15 protein-coding genes are annotated in these 18,490 nt (G+C 73.8%); 6 read left to right on the top strand and 9 right to left on the bottom strand.

The genetic code is table 11. From position 1 onward, the window contains the following. Window positions 1–125 precede the first annotated feature (125 nt). Together ACWDEN_RS29940 and ACWDEN_RS29945 are read left to right on the top strand one after the other, a co-directional pair. Complete coding sequence (locus ACWDEN_RS29940) at window positions 126–1,799, top strand: PucR family transcriptional regulator (RefSeq protein ID WP_351620121.1); 1,674 nt, start codon at window positions 126–128, stop codon at window positions 1,797–1,799. A 166-nt stretch (window positions 1,800–1,965) separates the two neighbouring features. Then, entirely contained in the window at window positions 1,966–2,733 is a 768-nt protein-coding gene (locus ACWDEN_RS29945; RefSeq protein WP_351620124.1) for a hypothetical protein, read from the top strand. Between the two features lie 548 nt (window positions 2,734–3,281). Here the strand turns inward: ACWDEN_RS29945 and ACWDEN_RS29950 are convergent. Next, window positions 3,282–4,085: a GntR family transcriptional regulator gene (locus ACWDEN_RS29950; protein WP_450860861.1), complete on the bottom strand. Its 804-nt coding sequence runs from the start codon at window positions 4,083–4,085 to the stop codon at window positions 3,282–3,284. Window positions 4,086–4,514: 429 nt separating this feature from the next. Between ACWDEN_RS29950 and ACWDEN_RS29955 the strand changes: the two genes are divergently transcribed. Beyond that, entirely contained in the window at window positions 4,515–5,564 is a 1,050-nt protein-coding gene (locus ACWDEN_RS29955; RefSeq protein WP_351620130.1) for a DUF2637 domain-containing protein, read from the top strand. 309 nt (window positions 5,565–5,873) lie between these two features. Here the strand turns inward: ACWDEN_RS29955 and ACWDEN_RS29960 are convergent, their stop codons facing one another. The 3 genes from ACWDEN_RS29960 to ACWDEN_RS29970 form a co-directional block, all read right to left on the bottom strand. After that, window positions 5,874–6,347 carry an ATP-binding protein gene (locus tag ACWDEN_RS29960; RefSeq protein ID WP_450860864.1) on the bottom strand — a complete coding sequence of 158 codons (474 nt, stop codon included), beginning with the start codon at window positions 6,345–6,347 and terminating at the stop codon, window positions 5,874–5,876. A 298-nt stretch (window positions 6,348–6,645) separates the two neighbouring features. Further along, window positions 6,646–8,388, bottom strand: coding sequence for a pyruvate dehydrogenase (locus ACWDEN_RS29965; protein WP_450860865.1), 1,743 nt, complete (start codon window positions 8,386–8,388; stop codon window positions 6,646–6,648). A 27-nt stretch (window positions 8,389–8,415) separates the two neighbouring features. After that, window positions 8,416–10,032 (bottom strand): protein phosphatase 2C domain-containing protein, encoded by a 1,617-nt coding sequence (locus ACWDEN_RS29970; RefSeq protein ID WP_450860867.1) that lies wholly within the window; start codon window positions 10,030–10,032, stop codon window positions 8,416–8,418. Window positions 10,033–10,528: 496 nt separating this feature from the next. Between ACWDEN_RS29970 and ACWDEN_RS29975 the strand changes: the two genes are divergently transcribed. Both ACWDEN_RS29975 and ACWDEN_RS29980 read left to right on the top strand, forming a co-directional pair. Next, window positions 10,529–11,509 (top strand): helix-turn-helix domain-containing protein, encoded by a 981-nt coding sequence (locus ACWDEN_RS29975; protein ID WP_450860869.1) that lies wholly within the window; start codon window positions 10,529–10,531, stop codon window positions 11,507–11,509. A gap of 38 nt (window positions 11,510–11,547) precedes the next feature. Continuing rightward, on the top strand, window positions 11,548–12,030 hold the full coding sequence (locus ACWDEN_RS29980; protein WP_450860871.1) for a DUF456 domain-containing protein: 483 nt from the start codon (window positions 11,548–11,550) through the stop codon (window positions 12,028–12,030). A gap of 109 nt (window positions 12,031–12,139) precedes the next feature. Here ACWDEN_RS29980 and ACWDEN_RS29985 read toward each other — a convergent pair whose 3' ends face one another. Then, entirely contained in the window at window positions 12,140–13,390 is a 1,251-nt protein-coding gene (locus ACWDEN_RS29985; RefSeq protein ID WP_450860873.1) for an SGNH/GDSL hydrolase family protein, read from the bottom strand. Between the two features lie 171 nt (window positions 13,391–13,561). Between ACWDEN_RS29985 and ACWDEN_RS29990 the strand changes: the two genes are divergently transcribed. Beyond that, the gene (locus ACWDEN_RS29990; RefSeq protein ID WP_351607333.1) at window positions 13,562–13,945 is read left to right on the top strand and encodes a PPOX class F420-dependent oxidoreductase; all 384 of its coding nucleotides are present in this window, start codon (window positions 13,562–13,564) and stop codon (window positions 13,943–13,945) included. A gap of 53 nt (window positions 13,946–13,998) precedes the next feature. Here the strand turns inward: ACWDEN_RS29990 and ACWDEN_RS29995 are convergent, their stop codons facing one another. The 4 genes from ACWDEN_RS29995 to ACWDEN_RS30010 all read right to left on the bottom strand — a co-directional run. After that, window positions 13,999–14,490: a methylated-DNA--[protein]-cysteine S-methyltransferase gene (locus tag ACWDEN_RS29995; RefSeq protein WP_450860875.1), complete on the bottom strand. Its 492-nt coding sequence runs from the start codon at window positions 14,488–14,490 to the stop codon at window positions 13,999–14,001. Continuing rightward, a complete protein-coding gene (locus ACWDEN_RS30000; protein ID WP_450860887.1) occupies window positions 14,487–15,902 on the bottom strand; it encodes a DNA-3-methyladenine glycosylase 2 family protein in 1,416 nt (471 codons plus the stop codon). Before ACWDEN_RS30000 ends, ACWDEN_RS29995 begins: the two co-directional genes overlap by 4 nt. Window positions 15,903–15,974: 72 nt before the next feature. Then, the gene (gene rsgA / locus ACWDEN_RS30005) at window positions 15,975–17,084 is read right to left on the bottom strand and encodes a ribosome small subunit-dependent GTPase A (RefSeq protein WP_351607338.1); all 1,110 of its coding nucleotides are present in this window, start codon (window positions 17,082–17,084) and stop codon (window positions 15,975–15,977) included. Window positions 17,085–17,872: 788 nt separating this feature from the next. Next, window positions 17,873–18,490 (bottom strand): alpha/beta hydrolase (locus ACWDEN_RS30010; RefSeq protein ID WP_450860877.1); only part of this gene is annotated, 618 nt, incomplete at its 5' end.

Here is an 18,490-nt window from a genome sequence, read left to right on the forward strand (position 1 = left end):
TGGAGAAACGCAGGAAACAGCAGGAGGACCGCCGAATGCGTCCCCGGGCGTCGGGTTCCGGGTGACCACCCCGTCACCCTCCAAGATCCATCGTAGGTTTCGAGACAAAGAACGGCGGCGACGAGATGCGGCTGCGCGCACTTTTGGACACTGATGCGCTGGGCCTGCGGCTGCTCGGCGGCGAGGACGAGCTGGACCGTTCGGTACGCGGGGTCATGACCACGGACCTGCGCGACCCGAGCCGCTATCTCTCCGGGGGCGAGCTGGTGCTGACCGGCCTCGCCTGGCGCAAGGACGCCACCGACTCCGAGCCGTTCGTACGGATCCTGGTGCAGGCCGGGGTGGCGGCGCTCGCCGCCGGCGAGGCGGAGCTGGGCGACATCCCGGACGACCTGGTGCTCGCCTGCGCCAGGCACCGGCTGCCGTTGTTCGCGGTGCACGAGTCGGTGGCCTTCGCCACGATCACCGAGCACGTCGTACGGCAGGTCTCCGGCGAGCGCGCCGGGGACCTGGCGGCCGTGGTGGACCGGCACCGGCGGATGATGACCTCGGGCCCGGCGGGCGGCGGCCCGGACGTGGTCCTGGACCTGCTCGGCACCGACCTGGACCTGCGCGCCTGGGTGCTCGCCCCGACCGGCCGGCTGATCGCCGGCTCCAAGGTCGGGGGCCCGGCGCTGCCCGCCGAGACCTGCGCCAGACTCGCCGCCGAGCACCTGGCCGCCACCCGCACCGGCCGCCGCGGCCCGCACCGCGTCCTGCTCGGCGGAGCCACCTACTCCCTCTTCCCGATCCGCTCCTCCGGCCGCTCCCCGCAGGCCGCCCGCGATGTCCGCGAGACGGTGCTGTCGGACTGGCTGCTGGCCGTCGAGGCGGACGCGGGCGACTGGCCCGAGGAGCGGCTGGACCTGCTGCAGGGCGTCACCCAGCTGATCTCGGTCGAGCGGGACCGCCGGGACGCGGCGCGCACGGTGCGGCGCCGGCTCGCCCAGGAGGTCCTGGAGCTGGTCCAGACGGGTGCCGCACCGGCCGAGATCGCGGCCCGCCTGCGGGTGGCCGCCCCGGTGCTGCTGCCCGGGCTCGGCACGGCCCCGCACTGGCAGGTCGTGGTGGCCCGCGTGGAGTGGGAGGGCGACGGGGTCGAGGGCGGCCCGGTCGCCCAGTCCCTCCTGGAGGAGGTGCTGGTCGACCCGCAGTCGACCGGCCCGGAGCCGTCCGACCGGATCGCCGTCGCCCACACCGGCGACGAGGCGATCGCCCTGGTGCCGCTCCCGGCGGTCTCCGCCGAGCACGACGGCTCGGAGACCGGGCTGCTGGCCGACTCCCTGCTGCAGTCGGTGCGGGAGACGCTCTCGGCGGGCCTGAACGACGACGGGCGGCTCACCCTCGGCGTCAGCGCGGCCGTGCACTCCGCGGAGGGCCTGCGCGGCGCCCTGGAGGAGGCCCGGCACGCCCGCCGGGTGGCGGCCGCCCGCCCGGGCCGGGTCTGCGCGGCGGGGCACCAGGAGCTGGCCTCGCACGTCCTGCTGCTCCCCTTCGTCCCGGACGACGTCCGCCGCGCCTTCACGGCCCGCCTGCTGGACCCGCTGACGGACTACGACCGCCGCCACCGGGCCGAGCTGATCCCCACCCTGGAGGCGTTCCTGGACTGCGACGGCTCCTGGACCCGCTGCGCCACCCGGCTCCACCTGCACGTCAACACACTGCGCTACCGGGTCGGCCGGATCGAGCAGTTGACGGGACGGGACCTGTCGCGCCTGGAGGACAAGCTCGACTTCTTCCTCGCCCTGCGCATGAGCTGAGGTCGCCGGGGCGTGCGGCGGCCACGCCCGGTCACGCCCGCGCCCCACGACTTTGTGAAATCTTTCACCCACCCTCTTGGCCCGGCCCGGCGATTGGTGCTGGAATGCCGCCACCACTCAACAGCTCGATGGCGTGCTCGGGGAGGGCAACGTGGCGCATACCGCCATGTCTGGTAACGGAACGACCGCCGGTGACGATCCGCTCCAGACCGCGGTATGGCGGTTGCGCTCGCGGGCCTGCTGGGCGGACGCGGCGGCCCTGCTGCCGCGGGACACCGCCGCAGCGGCCCTGCAGCGGGCCGCGCTGCTGGTCGAACGCTGTCTGTACACCGAGCGGGGCTGGGAGGACGCGGAGGACGCCCTGCGGACGGCGGAGGCGCTCGCGCACACCGACGAGGAGCGGGGGGCCGCCGCCTGCGAGCGCGGCCAACTCGCCTACACGGCAACGCTGCACGGCGTCCGGGACCGCGCGGACGAGGCGCGGGCCGCGCTGGGGCGAGGGGCGGCGCTGATCCCTCCGGGGGCGCCGGGCCGGGCCCTGCTGGACTTCCGCCGGGGCCTGATCGCGGAGAACCTGACCCGGTCCCCGCAGGCGGCCCGCGCCGCGTACCGCCGGGCGCACGCGGGCGCCACCGCGCACGCGGATCCGCTGTTGCTGTCCTTCACCTGGCGGCATCTCGCCGGACTCGCCCTGCGCGACGGCGAGTTGACCGAGGCACGGCATGGCTTCGCCGAATCGCTGCGGATCCGCGAGGAGTTGGGCTACCTGGTGGGCACCGCGCCCGCGCTGGCTTCACTGGCCGACGCGGAATCCGAGCCGGAGGCCTCGCGGTTGCGGGAGGAGGCCCGGCGGTTGTTCCGGCTGCTCGGGGGTGTACCGACATGGCTGGCACGGCAGTTGTCTCCGCCGACGCCGGGGGCGGCCACGGCGTAGGGGAAAGTGGGGCGAGCTCGATGCCGGGTGCGGCCACGGCGTAAGGGAGAGTGGGGGCGGGCTCGATGCCGGGCGCGGATACGCCCCGAAAAGGGCGCGGGGCCGTGCCGGCGTGCGGCTCCGCCGCAGTCGTCTCCGCCGGCACCGGGGGCGGCCACGGCGCAGGGGAGAGCGGGGGCGGGCTCGATGCCGGGCGCGGGTACGCCCCGCAAAGGGCGCGGGGCCGTGCCGGTGTGCGGCTCCGCCGCAGTTGGCTCCGCCGGCACCGGGGGCGGCCACGGCGCAGGGAAGAGCGGGGGCGGACTCGATGCCGGGCGCGGGTACGCCCCGCAAAGGGCGCGGGGCCGTGCCGGCGTGCGGCTCCGCCGGTACCGGGGGCGGCCACGGCGTAAGGGAGAGTGGGAGCGGGCTCGATGCCGGGTGCGGGTACGCCCCGCAAAGGGCGCGGGGCCGTGCCGGTGTGCGGCTCCGCCGCGTGGGCGCGACCAGCCACGACGGACCCGCGCCCGGAAGACGGCCCGGACCCCGACGCGCCCTGTCCGGCCTCCTCAGCCCACACCCGCGAAGTGCTGCGCGACCAGCCCCCGCACCACATCCACGTCCCCGGCGATCAGCGCGTCCAGCAGAGCCATGTGCTCGGTCGCGTCCGCCACCAGATACGCCGGGCCGCGCCGGACCGGCGGCCACTGCGAGCGCCGGTGCAGATCGGACGCGATGCCGACCAGCTGCTCGTTGCCCGACAGGGCGAGCAGGGCGCGGTGGAAGGCGCGGTCGGACTCCCCGTACGTCGCCGGGCAGCCGGAGGCCGCCGCGCGTACCGTCTCCTCCGCGAGCGGACGCAGTTCGGCCCACCGCTCACCCGGCACGGTCCGGGCCAGCCGCAGCAGCACCGGCACCTCGATGAGCGCCCGCACCTCCGCCAGCTCGGCGAGTTCCCGCGCTCCCCGCTCGACCACCCGGAACCCGCGGTTGGGCACGACCTCGACCGCGCCCTCCAGGGCGAGCTGCTGCATGGCCTCCCGCACGGGCGTGGCCGAGACGCCGAACCGCTCGCCGAGCACCGGAGCCGAGTAGACCTCGCCCGGCTTCAGCTCCCCGGTCACCAGCGCCGTGCGCAGCGCGTCCAGGATCTGCCCGCGCACCGAGGAGCGCTGCACCGCCGGCCGCGGCTGGGGAATCGGCCGCTCACTGTGCGTGTGCTCCCCGCGCGCGGCGGGCACGGCGGTGTCCCGCGCACGGAAGCCGTCCGGGGCGTCGGCCGCGCGCGGCTGCGGCGGCACCCGGACGTCACCGGGCGGCGTCGCGCGCTCCGGTGCCCCCGCCCCGGCGGAGGCCTGCGCGGTCTGCTTCACGGTCCCTCCTGGCGGCTTGTCGGTACTTGGGTCATTAACGGCAGGTTGTCACCTGTCCGTCAAGCACCTTAGGCGCCCGGGGCGCCAGTTCAAATTCACACAGAACCGATAAGGTTAGCCTTACCTATGTAATTCGGCCCGCGATCAAGGACCGACGGTGAAACGACACCGGCCCGGGTCCACTAAGATCATCGGACAGTCGATTCACAACTCCCCCACACGCTACGGGAACTTTCCCGGGAACCGCCCGTGCGGGTAGTCTTATTCGAACTCAACTCCCGCCCCTCAAGCGGCAGTTCGAGCAGAACGCCGTCCTGGGCATCCCCTTGCACTTCCTTGGCGGCCTCTTGCCCCGAAACCCCCTGAGGGCCCTCGGGAGTGGGCCACTATGGCGGGCGTTACGCCCTATCCCAATGCAAGGGACCCCTGATGAGACTGACCGACATATCGCTGAACTGGCTGCTTCCGGGCGCCGTACTGCTCCTGGGAATGCTGGCGGCGGTGGCGGTGCTCGCGCGCGGCAAGCGCTCCTCCGGGGAGAACGCGAGCGCGGACGACTCCTGGGAGCGCAGCGAGGAGCGCCGCAGACGCAAGGAGGCCATCTACGGCACGGCCTCCTACGTGCTCCTGTTCTGCTGTGCGGCGGTCGCGGCCGCCCTGTCCTTCCACGGCCTCGTCGGCTTCGGCGAACAGAACCTGGGGCTGACCGGCGGCTGGCAGTACCTGGTGCCGTTCGGCCTGGACGGCGCCGCGATGTTCTGCTCCGTCCTCGCGGTGCGCGAGGCCAGCCACGGTGACGCGGCCCTCGGCTCCCGGATCCTCGTGTGGATGTTCGCCGCGGCGGCGGCCTGGTTCAACTGGGTGCACGCGCCCCGGGGCGCCGGCCACGCGGGCGCGCCGCAGTTCTTCTCCGGTATGTCGCTGTCGGCGGCCGTCCTGTTCGACCGGGCGCTGAAGCAGACCCGCCGGGCCGCGCTGCGCGAGCAGGGCCTGGTGCCTCGTCCGCTGCCGCAGATCCGTATCGTGCGCTGGCTGCGCGCCCCCCGTGAGACCTACAGGGCCTGGTCGCTGATGCTCCTGGAGGGCGTGCGCAGCCTGGACGAGGCGGTCGAGGAGGTCCGCGACGACAGGCGCCAGAAGGAGGAGACGCGGCAGCGCCGGCGCGACCAGCAGCGGATCGAGCGCGCCCAGCTGAAGGCGATCAGCCGGGGCCACCGCGGCTTCGTCAGCCGGGGCGGGCGGCAGGTCGAGGTGGAGGTGCAGGCCGTGGAGCGCGGCCCCGCCCAGGCGACCGCGGAGCCTGCCATATCGACCGCGGAACAGCTGCCCGTACGCGCCCGTCCCTCCCTGCAGCCGGTCCGCAGCGGGTCCGCTGAGCAGGTGACCGTCGACCTCACCGCCGAGGACGACACCATGGCCCTGCCGCGGCTCGACTCCCTGGAGCGCAAGCTGAAGGACCTGGAGCAGCAGTTCGGCTAGGACCACCGCTCATGACGGGCCGGGGGCGTGACCGCACGGGTCACGCCCCCGGCCCGTTTCCCACACGGCCCGTTTCCCACACGGCCCGTCCGCCCAGGCCGCCACCCGCCCGGCCCGTCCGCCCAGGCCGCCACCCGCCCGGCCCGTGCCGCGGCCCGTCCCCTGTCAGGCGACCGCGCCGCCTCGACGGCAGCCCACAGGGACGGGGCGCGTCGAAACCGACGGAAGTGCAACCTCCCGAGGGGCGCGGAGAACTGCGCGACCAGCCGCAACGGACCCGCACTCGGTGAACCCGCGTCCCGCGGAGCGTCACGCGGCCTCGGCGCCCAGTTCGAACCACACCGACTTGCCCACCCCGTGCGGCCGCACACCCCAGGCGTCCGCGAGGGACTGCACCAGCATCAGCCCCCGCCCATGGGTGTCGTCGTCCGAGTCCGGGCCTCTCAGCTCCGGTCTGCGGGCCACGAAGTCCCGTACCTCCACGCGCAGTCCCCCCGGCTCCACGACCGCCGTGAGGACCGCGTCGTCGTCGGTGTGGACGAGCGCGTTGGTGACCAGTTCGCTGGTGAGCAGTTCGGCGATCTCCGAACGGCCCGGTTTCCCCCAGTGCCGCAGCAGTTCGCGCACCTCCCGGCGGGCCTCGGGCACCGCCTTGAGATCCGCCCGCCCCAGCCTGCGCCGGATCCGGTGCGCGCGCCCCGTGATGGTGCCGGCCTCTTCCCCCGTCGCCGCCGAGGAGCCCCCGACGACCGCGGGACCGCCCCCTCGTGCCTGACTCTTCATGACCCCCGCCCGCACGCCGCTGGACCCTGCCCCTCCTGGTCGAACACGTTCACGGGGGATGCTTGCCCAGCACGCACACAGGCAGTCATCACGCATGCCCGATGACCGGCGGTTCGGCCACCGCCGTACGGCGCCCGGGCCGGCCACCGGGCCGCGCCGCACCCGGGTGGCCGCCTCCCCTCAGGGCCCTGGGCGCCACGGACGCCCCGGGACGGCCGGGCAGATGCGCCCGGCACCGGCCGTCGGCACGCCGTCACACGCCGTGAAAGTGGCCGAAATCCACTCCCTGCTGTCCCCCTCAGGGGCGCGGCACGTTGCGCAGGTTGGAGCGGGCCATCTGGAGCATGCGGCCCACGCCGCCGTCCAGCACGATCTTGGAGGCGGACAGCGCGAACCCGGTGACCATCTCGGCGCTGATCTTCGGCGGGATGGACAGGGCGTTGGGGTCGGTGACGATGTCCACCAGGGCCGGTCCCTTGTGCCGGAAGGCGTCCTTGAGCGCGCCGGCGAGCTGCTTGGGCTTCTCCACCCGGATCCCGTGGGCACCGCAGGCGCGGGCGACGGCGGCGAAGTCGGGGTTGGTGTTGGTGGTGCCGTAGGAGGGCAGCCCGGAGACCAGCATCTCCAGTTCGACCATGCCCAGGGAGGAGTTGTTGAACAGCACGACCTTGACGGGCAGCTCGTACTGCACGAGGGTCAGGAAGTCGCCCATCAGCATGGAGAAGCCGCCGTCGCCGGACACGGAGACCACCTGCCGGCGCCGATCGGTGAACTGGGCGCCGATCGCCATGGGCAGCGCGTTCGCCATCGACCCGTGCGAGAACGAACCGATGATCCTGCGCCGTCCGTTGGGCGAGAGGTACCGCGCGGCCCACACATTGCACATCCCGGTGTCGACGGTGAACACCGCTTCGCCGTCGGCGACTTCGTCGAGGACGGCGGCCACGTACTCGGGGTGGATCGGGACGTGCTTGTCCACCTTGCGGGTGTAGGCCCGGACCACGCCCTCCAGCGCGTCGGCGTGCTTCTTCAGCATCCGGTCGAGGAAGCGCCGGTCGGTCTTCTCCCGCACCCGAGGGATCAGGCAGCTCAGCGTCTCGCGCACCTCGCCCCACACGGCGAGGTCGAGGCGGGAGCGGCGGCCGAGCACCTCGGGCCGCACGTCGACCTGCGCGATCCGCACGTCGTCGGGGAGGAAGGCGTTGTACGGGAAATCGGTGCCGAGCAGGATCAGCAGGTCGCACTCGTGGGTGGCCTCGTAGGCGGCGCCGTAGCCGAGCAGCCCGCTCATACCGACGTCGTACGGGTTGTCGTACTGGATGAACTCCTTGCCCCGCAGCGCGTGTCCCACCGGAGACTTGATCTTCCCGGCGAACTCCATGACCTCCGCGTGCGCGCCCGCCGTGCCGCTGCCGCAGAAAAGGGTTACCCGGTCCGCCGCGTCGATCATCTCCACCAGCGCGTCGATCTCGGCGTCGCCGGGCCGGACCGTCGGCCGGGAGGCGACGAGGGCGCTCTGCGCGGCCTTCTCCGGGGCCGGCTGGGCGGCGATGTCGCCGGGCAGCGCGACCACGCTCACCCCGCTCCGCCCGACCGCGTGCTGGATGGCGGTCTGCAGCAGCCGGGGCATCTGCTTCGGGCTGGAGATCAGCTCGCTGTAGTGGCTGCACTCCTGGAAGAGCCGGTCGGGGTGGGTCTCCTGGAAGTAGCCGAGGCCGATCTCGCTGGACGGGATGTGGGAGGCGAGCGCGAGCACCGGGGCCATGGAGCGGTGCGCGTCGTACAAGCCGTTGATCAGGTGCAGGTTGCCCGGGCCGCAGGAGCCGGCGCAGGCCGCCAGCTTCCCGGTGATCTGCGCCTCGGCGCCGGCCGCGAAGGCGGCGGTCTCCTCGTGGCGTACGTGGATCCAGTCGATGGCGGCGTTGCGGCGGACGGCGTCCACCACCGGGTTGAGACTGTCCCCGACCACGCCGTAGAGGCGTCGCACTCCGGCGCGGACGAGGATGTCGACGAACTGCTCCGCTACGTTCTGTTTGGCCATGCACCCATGGATGCACAGGGGAAACGGTTACGCCTCCCACACGGCCGCCGCCGTACGGTCGTCGGCGTAACCCTTCACCCGAACCTGGGCGTCGGCGAGGAACGCGGCGAGCCCGGGCGGGGTCCGGCCGGACCAGCGGCGAGCCAGGTAGGCGCAGAGGGCGGCCTCGCCGCGCAGCGGATCGGCCAGACCCGCGGTGCACATCACCAGGGCATCACCCGGGCGGGCCACCGAGGCGCGGAACCGGAACGGCTCGCGGGGCGGCTCGGGCGCCGGTTCGTACGGGCTCGGCGGGGTCGGGATACCGAAGTCCATGGTGAGCCGGTCGCCATCGGGGGTTTCGGCAAACGTTTTCGCCGGGGAGCCGAAACCCACGACCGAGCCGCCGGCGGTGTCGGCCGGTGACGCCTCCGGCTCGATGTCCTGCCACGCGCCGTCCCGCAGCCGGAACAGGCCGCCGTCGCCGACGCCGAAGAACACGCGCGTACGGCAGTCGGGGTCGGCGGACACCAGCAGACAACGCAGGCTCGCCGAGTACTCCTCCGGGTCGACTCCCTGTTCGGCGGCGCTCGCGCGGAGCATGCCGAGGCTGCGGTCGGTCAGCCGGTGCAGCCCCGACTTCAGGTCGCCGCGCCGGGCCGCCCGGATGTCCTCCACGAGCCGCTGATGACTGCGGCCCACGGCCCGCCCGATCCACCGGCACGCCTCGGCCGCCGCCAGATGCGCACCCGGTGCGCCCCGCACCCCGGTCGCCATCGCGACGAGCACCAGCGCCTGCCGCCCCGTCCCGAACCGGGCGGTGAGCAGCGAGTCCCGGCGCGGCTCGCCCCGGTACCGCGCCGAGTCCCCGCGCATCGACACCGCCCGCAGGGTGCACGCCCCGTACCGCGCACCGTCCAGCACCGTGTCCGCGACCAACTCCCCCAGCCCGTCCGGATCGACGGCCGGCAGCGCGGTGGGCTCGGGGTCGTAGGTGGGCGGACCGGAGCCGACGTAGTCGACGGCGGAGGGGGGCGGGGGCACGGGCGAGGCGACGGCAGCCTCGACGGCCCGACCGCCGACGCCCGCCGCGGCGGCATGCACGTCCGGGAGCTGCGGGTCGGGGGGCGTCGGCGGGATTTGCGGATCGGGGAACGGCGCGGGTGGTGGGGGTGGGGGCTGGTCCGGGCGGGCGGGTGACGGTGTCTTCGGTGGGGAGAGGGGTCGGTCGGTGGGTGCGGTCGGTGTCGGGGTCGGTTCCGTGTGGCCGGCGGCCGGGGACAGCGTCGACGGGGTCGGGGGTGCGGCCGGAGGAGGCTCCCAGGGGGACCCCTGGCGGGGCGGCGCGGGGGGAGGAACCGCGGGGGGCTCCTCGGCAGCCGGGGTAACGGCGGCGGGGTCCTGGGCCGCGCGTTGCGACGGCACCGCGGGCTCCGGGGACTCCCTGCCGCCCGCCCCGCCGTCGTCTCCGCGTGCCGCGCCGTCGGCATTCCACCTGCGCGGTGCCGGGAACGGCAGGTCCGTCACCGTGTACTTCGCGGAGGCGAAGCGGTCGTCCAGGGTGTCGGGCGCGGCCGTTGGTCCCGTGTCCTCGGTGGAGTCGTCGTACAGCTGTCCCCACCAGTCGTCCTCAGGACGGGCGGGCCTTCCCCCCTGCTGGCTCATGCCCCTGATTGTCCACCGCACGGGCCGTATGAAAACGGAGCATCGGGAAAATCCGGTGCACCCGGCCGCGCCGTACGGCGTGTCGGGTGAAGGAGTGAACAGCCGTACGAGAGAGGGCAGATGGCCGCCGGGCGGCCCCACCCCCCACGGGAGGACCGCCCGGCGACGTCCCAAGTGGCCCGGCCCCGGATCCCCTTCGCATGGCTCGCACACGTCCGGGCCCGGGCCACGCTCCGGAGAACCGGGCCGCGGCAGGGCACCGGTCGGATGGCGGGATTGTGGCTTGGTTTCCTGGGACGCGGCTGTGAATCGAGCGCGCCGCCCGCGCCCCGCGGTGCTGCCACCTTGGCAGACCCACCTCCGGTACGGCGATGATGTTCCGCGGCGGGTTTGCGCCGTGGCCGGTTTCCGCCAGGCCGGGCCCGTCGTGACGGCTTGTCGGTGGCGGGTTGCGGGCCTGGGTTCCAGGCCGGTTCCAGGGGAGGGACGTGGGCCGATGCTGGCGGCGATAGGGCTGGACGACACACACGAGGCGGCGTACCGGGCGCTGGTGTCCGTGGGCGCGGCCGACGTGACCGATCTGGCGCGGCGCCTGACGCTGTCCGAGCCGGACGCCGAGCGGGCGCTGCGCCGGCTGGAGCGGCAGGGGCTCGCCGCCCAGTCCCCGGCCCGGCCGGGCCGCTGGGTGGCGGCGCCGCCCGGGGTCGCGCTGGGCGCGCTGCTCACGCAGCACCGGCACGAGCTGGAGAAGGCCGAGCTGGCGGCGGCGCTGCTCGCGGAGGAGTACCGGGCGGCGGCGGCCGAGCCTGCGGTGCACGACCTGGTGGAGGTGGTGACCGGTGCCTCGGCGGTCGCCCAGCGCTTTCTCCAGCTGCAGCTGGGGGCGGCCGAGGAGGTGTGCGCGCTGGTGACCGGCAATCCGGTGGTCGTGTCCGGCGTGGAGAACGAGGCGGAGGCGCAGGCGGCCGGGCGCGGGGTGCGCTACCGGGTGGTGGTGGAGCGCGCGGTGCTGGAGCTGCCGCACGGGCTGGCCGAGCTGACGGCGGCGCTGGGCCGGGACGAGCGGGTGCGGGCGGTGGACCGGGTGCCGACGAAGCTGGTGATCGCGGACCGTTCGCTCGCCATGGTGCCGCTGACCTCCCGCACGGCGGAGCCGGCCGCGCTGGTGGTGCACGCCAGCGGGCTGCTGGAGCTGTTGGCCGGGCTGTTCGAGTCGGTGTGGCGGGAAGCGCTGCCGCTGCGCCTGGGCGCCTCGGGGGTGGTCGAGGAGCGGCCGGACGGCCCCGACGCCACCGATCTCGAGGTGCTGTCGCTGCTGCTGGCCGGGCTCACCGACGCGAGCGTGGCCAAGCAGCTCGACCTGGGCCTGAGGACCGTGCAGCGCCGGGTGCGGCGGCTGATGGAGCTGGCCGGGGTGACGACCCGGCTGCAGCTGGGCTGGCACGCGTACGAGCGGGGCTGGGTCACGCGTTCGTAGGCAGTGCCCTCGCCCGCCTTCTCCTGCACTCTGGGCAGATGGGAGTGTGGGAACTCCTGCTGGTCGGTGTGGTCATCGCGCTCGGCCTGTGTGGAGTACTGGTGCCAGGGGTGCCGGGGTCGTGGCTGGTGTGGGCCGCGGTGCTGTGGTGGGCGCTGACGGATCCGCAGTCCCTGAGCTGGGCCGTGCTGGTGGGGGCCGGTGCGGTGCTGCTGCTCTCGCTCGCGGTCCGCACGGCGCTGCCCCCGCGCCGGCTCCGCCAGAGCGGCGCCACACCGCGGATGGGGGTGTACGCGGGCGCCGGGGCGTTCCTCGGCTTCGTGCTGCTGCCGGTGCTGGGCGCTCTGCCGGGCTTCGTGGCCGGCATCTATCTGCACGAGCGGCTGCGCCTGGGCCGGCACGGCGAGGCGATGGCCGCCGTCCGCACGACGATGCGCTCGGGCGGCTCCAGCATCCTGGCAGAACTGTTCGCCTGCCTGCTGATCGCGGGGGCGTGGCTGGGGGCAGTGCTGTGGGGCTGAGCGATCGCCGGGCCACGGCGAGGGCGGACGGGACGGACGGATGGGACTGACGAGACGGACGGGAGACGGACGGGACTGACGGGACGGACGGCAGATCGGGACACGGCTGTCACCGCAGCGCGTGGAGGGCGGACGGCGGCGTCGCCGCACCGCGACACGACCGCCCGTCACCGCACCGCACCGTGCCCAGCGCCGCGCGCACCGTCTCGGCCACCACTGCCATGCCGGTGTCGTTGAAGTGCAGGTGGTCGCCGGGGTCGTAGGCGGGCAGGAGGCGGGCCGGGTCCGTCGGGTCGCGGAGCGCGGCGTCGGCGTCGGCGACCGCGTCGAAGATGCCGCCGGTGCGGATGAAGGCGTTCACCTGCTGCCGTACGGCCTCGCGGGCGTCCGTGTAGGCGGAAAAGCCCCGGTACGGAGTGAGGGTGACACCGACGACAGGGATGCCCCGGGCGTGGGCGCGGGCGACGAGGGTGCGGTAGGCGTCGGCGTAGGCGGTGACGTCGTCGGCCTTCGGTGTGCCCTTGATGTCGTTGATGCCCTCCAGGACGACCAGGACCCGTACCCCGGCCCGGTCCAGGGCGTCGGCGTCCAGGCGGGTGAGGGCACTCGGTCCGGTGCCGTCGCGAAGCAAACGGTTACCGGAGATTCCGGCGTTGAGAACGCCGAACCCGTCCGCACGCACCCGTTCGGCGAGCCGGTCGGGCCAGCGGTGGTTGGTGTCGGGGGTGGAACCGTTTCCGTCGGTGAGCGAGTCGCCGAACGCGACGATGCTGCCCGAGGCGGTGCCTAGGACGTCGACGCCGGTGACGTAGTACCAGCGGCTGACGGTGGTGGTGTAGGCGGCGCCGTCCTCGTCGGCGGCCCGGCCCGCGCCGTCCGGGGCGACGTAGCTGGTCTGCAGGGCGGTCTGGTGGTAGGTGGCGGGGCCGCCGTCCTCGGGGGTGTACACGGTGACGAGGAGGTCGGCGGCGGCCGGGACGGTCAGCGGCACCGGGTCGGTGACCATGTCCTGGCCGGGCGGCACGGTGACCGTCGTCGCGCCGTGGAAGGTGGCGGTGCGCAGGGTGCCGGGCACCGCGTCCGGGCCGGTCCCCCGGCGCAGCGCGACGGTGACCGCACCGAGCCGCAGTGGTGCGGTGCCGAAACGGTTTCCGAGCCGGATGCGCACGGCCGTACCGCCGACGCTGAGGTGGACGACGTTGCGGATCGCGGCGCCGGGCAGTGCGGAAGCGGTTCCCGACGGCGCGGTCTCCCAGCTGCCCGTCCAGGGCGGCGGCGCCGGCTCGGCCACGGCCGGTGCCCTCGTGCCCGGCAGCATCGCCAGCAGCAGCACCGTGAGGATCCGTCCGGCACCGGCCATCTCCGCACCCACCCTTCCCCGTTGCCCGTCGGAGCAGACCGTGCCACACGGCGGGGCCCGGCCACCGCACCCTCGACGGCGGTCCACCCGCTCGGCGCAACCGGGCGTAGGACGGCGGCCCTAGGGCGCGCAGCCGATGTGCGGAGCGGGCAGGCGTGCTTGGCTGCCGTCATGACCGAATTCAGCGAGGCGGAGCGCGCGTATCTGGCGTCGCAGCGGCTGGGCCGCATGGCCACCGTCGACCCGCACGGCCGGCCGCAGGCGAACCCGGTGGGCTTCGTCGTCCAGGACGACGGCACGATCCTGATCGGCGGCTACGCGATGGGCACGACGAAGAAGTGGCGCAATCTGCAGCAGAACCCGAAGGTCGCCCTGGTCGTGGACGACATCGCGAGCGTACGGCCCTGGCGTGTGCGCGGCGTCGACATCCGCGGCGATGCCGAACTCCTCGTCGGGCCACACGACTTGGGCCCGCACTTCAGCGAGGAGGTGATCCGCATCCATCCCCGCCGGGTGCACAGCTGGGGCCTGGAGGAGGAGCACGGGGAGGAGTAGACAAGCGGATTCCGGCCGGGCCGAGGAGGCGCCGAAGTCCGCCGGGCCGGGGCCTAGCGGGGGAGCGCGCCCTCCAGGGTCAGCAGCCACACCTTCCGTTCGACTCCGCCCGCGTACCCGGTCATCGATCCGTTCGCGCCGATGACCCGGTGGCACGGGCGCACGATCAGCAGGGGGTTGGCGCCGATGGCCCCGCCGACGGCACGAACCGCCGCGCGGGAGGCGCCGATCCGCGCGGCGATCCCCCCGTAGGTGACGGTGGCGCCGTACGGCACCTCGTCCAGCGCGGCCCACACGCGCTGCCGGAACTCGGTGCCGTGCGGACTCAACGGCAGCCGGAATTCGTTGAGTTCACCGGAGAAGTAGGCGGTGAGCTGCTCGGCGGCGGCCCGGAACGGCCCGGTGTCGTGCCGCCAGCCGTCCTGCACGCTCCGCCCGCCCTTCTGCCCGGGCACGGACAGCGAGGTGAGCGCCCCGTCCGCGTCGGCGGTGAGCAGCAACCGGCCCACGGGAGCGTCGAGTCGCGTCCAGTAAACGGTTGTCATCGCTCGTTCCACTCCCCTGCCACGCGCAGATGCCGGACGGCGTACGAGCGCCAGGGCCGCCAGTCGTCCGGCACCTCCGCACCGGGCGGGGCGACGTCCGGATCGCCGAGGGCGCGCACGCGTACGGCGGCGACGGTGGCCGGGTCCATCCCGGGCAGAGCGAGCAGGGCGTCCTGCGCGTCGTCCCGGTCGGCGCCCGGGTCCAGCCGTACGGTGCCGTCGGCGAGGGCGGCGGCCAGCGCGCCCAGCGGCCCGTCCGGCTCGGCCTCGGCGAGGACGGCCGGCTCGGGGAAGAGATGGGTGAGGCTGCCGCAGGGCGCGTCGAGCACCTTGCCGTACCGCCGCACCAGCTCTCGCGCGCCGTCCTTCCCGGTCAGGGCGCGGACGGCGGCCTCCGCCGGGTCCACGGCGCCGGGCGAGCGCAGCCCGGGCCGGGCGGTGACCAGCGGGCCCAGCCGGGGGTCGGCGCCGAGCCGCTCGTCGACGGCGTACGGGTCGGCGTCGAGGTCGAACAGGCGCCGCAGCCGCTGCACCGCGGTGGTCAGGTCCCGGGGGTCGGTGAGGTGCAGCCGCGCGTCGAGCCAGCCACCCGGACGGGTGCCGGTGCCGGTCCTCGCCGCCCTGGTGCGCTCCTGGACGGCGACGATTCCGGTGCCGTACGGCAGCCGCAGCGTGCGCCGGTGGGTACGGCCGCCCGGCGCCCCGGAAACCTCCTCGACACCGGTTACCGCCTCGGCTGCGAGCTGGTCGAAGACGGCGGCGGCCTGGTAGGGCCCGCGGTAGGCGAGCCGCAGCGGGATCCCGGCGCCGGGGGCGGCCCGGCGGACACCCCGGCCCCGGGAGGCACCCCGGCCCCCGGGGGCGGCGGCCCGCAGCCCGGTCGGCGTCGAGGCGTACACCTCCCGGACGGTGTCGTTGAACTGCCGCACGCTGGCGAACCCGGACGCGAACGCGATCTCGGTGACCGGCAGCTCGGTGGTCTGCAGCAGCACCCGCGCGGTGTGCGCCCGCTGGGCGCGGGCGAGCGCCACGGGCCCGGCGCCGAGTTCCGCGGTGAGCTGCCGCTGGACCTGCCGCGCGCTGTAGCCGAGCCGCGCGGCGAGCCCGGCGACGCCCTCGCGGTCCACGACGCCGTCGGCGATCAGCCGCATGGCCCGACCGACGACGTCGGCCCGCACGTTCCACTCCGCGGACCCCGGCACGGCGTCCGGCCGGCACCGCCGGCAGGCCCGGAACCCGGCCCCCTGCGCGGCGGCGGCCGTCGCGAAGAACCGCACGTTGTGCCGCTTCGGCGTCACCGCCGGACAGCTGGGCCGGCAGTAGATCCCGGTGGTCTCGACGGCGAAGAAGAAGACGCCGTCGAACCGCCCGTCCCGACTCCGCACCGCCTCGTACCTGGTGTCTTCGTCCATCACGTGGTCCAGTGTGCGGCGGGTGAAGGACGTGGGGCCAGCGGAAATCGGACATGGCGCTGACCTGGGGGACTACTTCCAGCGCCCCCGCTTGATCTCCATCGCCGCCCTCCCCTCTGCGCCCTTCCTCCTCCAGTCCCGCCGGAGCTCCGCACGGACCCGCGCATCGGTCTTGGCCACGATCCACTGGTTCTCCCGCACCAGCTTCCGGTAGCTCTCCAGCCTCCGCACCGCGAGTTCCCCGTTCTCCACGGCGGAGCGCACCGCGCAGTCCGGCTCGGTCTCGTGGGCGCAGTCGTGGAAGCGGCACCGCTCGGCCAGTTCCTCGATCTCGGCGAACACCTGGCCGACCCCGCTCTCGGCGTCGTACAGGCCGACGCCCCGCAGCCCGGGTGTGTCGATGAGGACCCCGCCCGAGGGAAGAGTGAGCAGGTTGCGGGTGGTCGTGGTGTGCCGGCCCTTGCCGTCGACGTCCCGCGCGGCCCGCACGTCCATGACGTCCGCGCCGACGAGGGCGTTGGCCAGCGTGGACTTGCCCGCGCCGGACTGGCCCAGCAGCACGGACGTACCGGAACCGACGAGCGCGACGAGGACGTCGAGCCCGTCCCCGTGCAGGGCGCTGACGGTGAGCACCGGCACGCCGGGCGCACTCGTCTCCACGTCCTGCACGAGGTGGGCGAGGGTGACCGGGTCCGCCACCAGGTCGGCCTTGGTGAGGACGACGACGGGCTGGGCGCCGGACTCCCAGGCCAGGGCGAGGAACCGTTCGATGCGGCCGAGGTCGAGCTCGACGGCGAGGGAGACGGCGACGACGGCGTGGTCGACGTTGGCCGCGAGGATCTGCCCGTCGGACCGCTTGGAGGAGGTGGAGCGCACGAAGGCGGTGCGGCGCGGCAGATACGCGCGGACGTACCGCGGATCACCGTCGGGGTCGAGCGCGACCCAGTCCCCCGTGCACACGACCTTCATCGGGTCACGGGGCACGACGAACTCGGTGTCGGCGCGGACGGTCCCGCCGGCGGTGACGACGTCGCACTGCCCGCGGTCGACCCGCACGACACGGCCGGGCAGGAGGCCCTGCTCGGCGTAGGGAGCGAACTCCGCTTCCCAGCCTGTGTCCCAGCCGTACGGAGCCAGGGGGTGAGACGAAGCGGAAGAAGCCGAAAGAGAAGAGAGATTCAAGGGGAACCCTTCACAGGGCGGCCCCGGCACAGCGCTCACAGGCGCGAAGAGGATGACGAGTGGTCAGCCGGAGACCGCGGAGGTGGAGTGGATGAACTTCCGGATGCGGGCAGCGCCCATCACAGAGACAGCCATCGGTCACACCTCCCGTTTCTCACTGAGCCGACAGCAGCGGCCAACAGCCACTGCGTGAAGCGGTTCTCACCCTAGGGGCGACCGCATTCCGGCGCCATCGATTTTGGTCGGCGAGGGGGAGCCATCGCGGTCGTGCGCACGCGTTTGGGCCGCGGCCCGCCAGGCGACGTCTACCTCGCCGTCGTCGAGCACGGCATCCACCAGGACCGGGCCGCCCTACCAGGACCGCTGCCGTTGCCTGGCGTCGGCGCGGCGCAGAGCGACGGGGGCACGAACCGAGGGTTGTCCCACCACTGCTTGACGGCGGGCCGGGCCCGGCCATTCGGCGCCGATTTCGCAAGATGCACATCGAGGCGAATGTATTCCCGGTATGGCCATTGCTGGCAACAGGTATGAATACTGGCCGGACCGGGCGCTCGCTCGCCGCGTCCGAGCTCGCCCAAGCCGGCCACGCGACCACCGGCCGCTTCGGCTGCGCCGCAGGGACTGTCACCCCACGGGCGTGGCAGGAGGGGCTCAGGGGGAAGTCTGCGCGCAGGGCAGGCACGGCAGGATCCGGATGGGATAAGTGGAGAGGCGTCGGAGGAAGCGGTCGCGGTTCAGCACATCCGAAGGGCGGGCCCGCATGCAGGGCCGCCCTTCGGATGTCCCGTTCAGCGGACGAAGGAGATCTCCGGGTATTTCTTGTCGGGGCCGTCGAGCAGGGCGCTGTGCTGGTGGCGCAGTTCCTTGTCGAAGAAGGCGGCGAGGTAGACGCGCTGGATCTCGATCGCGCGGTTCGGGTCGAGCGTGCCGAGTATCTGCTGGAGCTGGGCCTGGGAGAGCCCGCGCAGGCTTGCCTCCTGTGGCAGCATCGCCTCCGTGTCGCCGAAGGACAGGTGCGCCGAGCCCTGGAGCTGGATGTCGACCCGGTCTCCCTTCAGATGCGACCACAGCGTGCGCCACGACCCGTCGTTGTTGCGGTTGTGGGTGCCGGAGCTGAAGAGCATGAAGGGGCGGTCCAGGTTCTTGCTCGGCGCCGAGCCGAAGAACTGACCGTCCAGGTCGGCGCCGGCGGCGATACGGTGGTCGAGCTGCATGGCGGTGTCGACCGCCCCGCCGCCCAGCGACCAGCCGAACATCCCGATGCGGGACATGTCCACGGCGTGCGACAGCCCGGTGGGGAGCCTGGCGTGGTCGACGTCCGGGTTGGAGCCCTTGCTGATCGCGCCGAGCTGGTTGATGACGAAGCGGATGTCGGCCGCACGCACGTTGAGCGTGTCGGAGGAGTG

The sequence above is a fragment of the Streptomyces sp. NPDC001153 genome (genome assembly GCF_053598315.1).

Coding starts and splice junctions, on each gene's coding strand:
- ACWDEN_RS29965 (WP_450860865.1), bottom strand. CDS start 8,388: ATGGCCAAACAGAACGTAGCGGAGCAGTTCGTCGACATCCTCGTCCGC.
- ACWDEN_RS30000 (WP_450860887.1), bottom strand. CDS start 15,902: ATGGACGAAGACACCAGGTACGAGGCGGTGCGGAGTCGGGACGGGCGG.
- ACWDEN_RS29970 (WP_450860867.1), bottom strand. CDS start 10,032: ATGAGCCAGCAGGGGGGAAGGCCCGCCCGTCCTGAGGACGACTGGTGG.
- ACWDEN_RS29995 (WP_450860875.1), bottom strand. CDS start 14,490: ATGACAACCGTTTACTGGACGCGACTCGACGCTCCCGTGGGCCGGTTG.
- ACWDEN_RS29975 (WP_450860869.1), top strand. CDS start 10,529: ATGCTGGCGGCGATAGGGCTGGACGACACACACGAGGCGGCGTACCGG.
- ACWDEN_RS29945 (WP_351620124.1), top strand. CDS start 1,966: ATGTCTGGTAACGGAACGACCGCCGGTGACGATCCGCTCCAGACCGCG.
- ACWDEN_RS29955 (WP_351620130.1), top strand. CDS start 4,515: ATGAGACTGACCGACATATCGCTGAACTGGCTGCTTCCGGGCGCCGTA.
- ACWDEN_RS29990 (WP_351607333.1), top strand. CDS start 13,562: ATGACCGAATTCAGCGAGGCGGAGCGCGCGTATCTGGCGTCGCAGCGG.
- ACWDEN_RS29980 (WP_450860871.1), top strand. CDS start 11,548: ATGGGAGTGTGGGAACTCCTGCTGGTCGGTGTGGTCATCGCGCTCGGC.
- ACWDEN_RS29960 (WP_450860864.1), bottom strand. CDS start 6,347: ATGAAGAGTCAGGCACGAGGGGGCGGTCCCGCGGTCGTCGGGGGCTCC.
- ACWDEN_RS29940 (WP_351620121.1), top strand. CDS start 126: ATGCGGCTGCGCGCACTTTTGGACACTGATGCGCTGGGCCTGCGGCTG.
- ACWDEN_RS29985 (WP_450860873.1), bottom strand. CDS start 13,390: ATGGCCGGTGCCGGACGGATCCTCACGGTGCTGCTGCTGGCGATGCTG.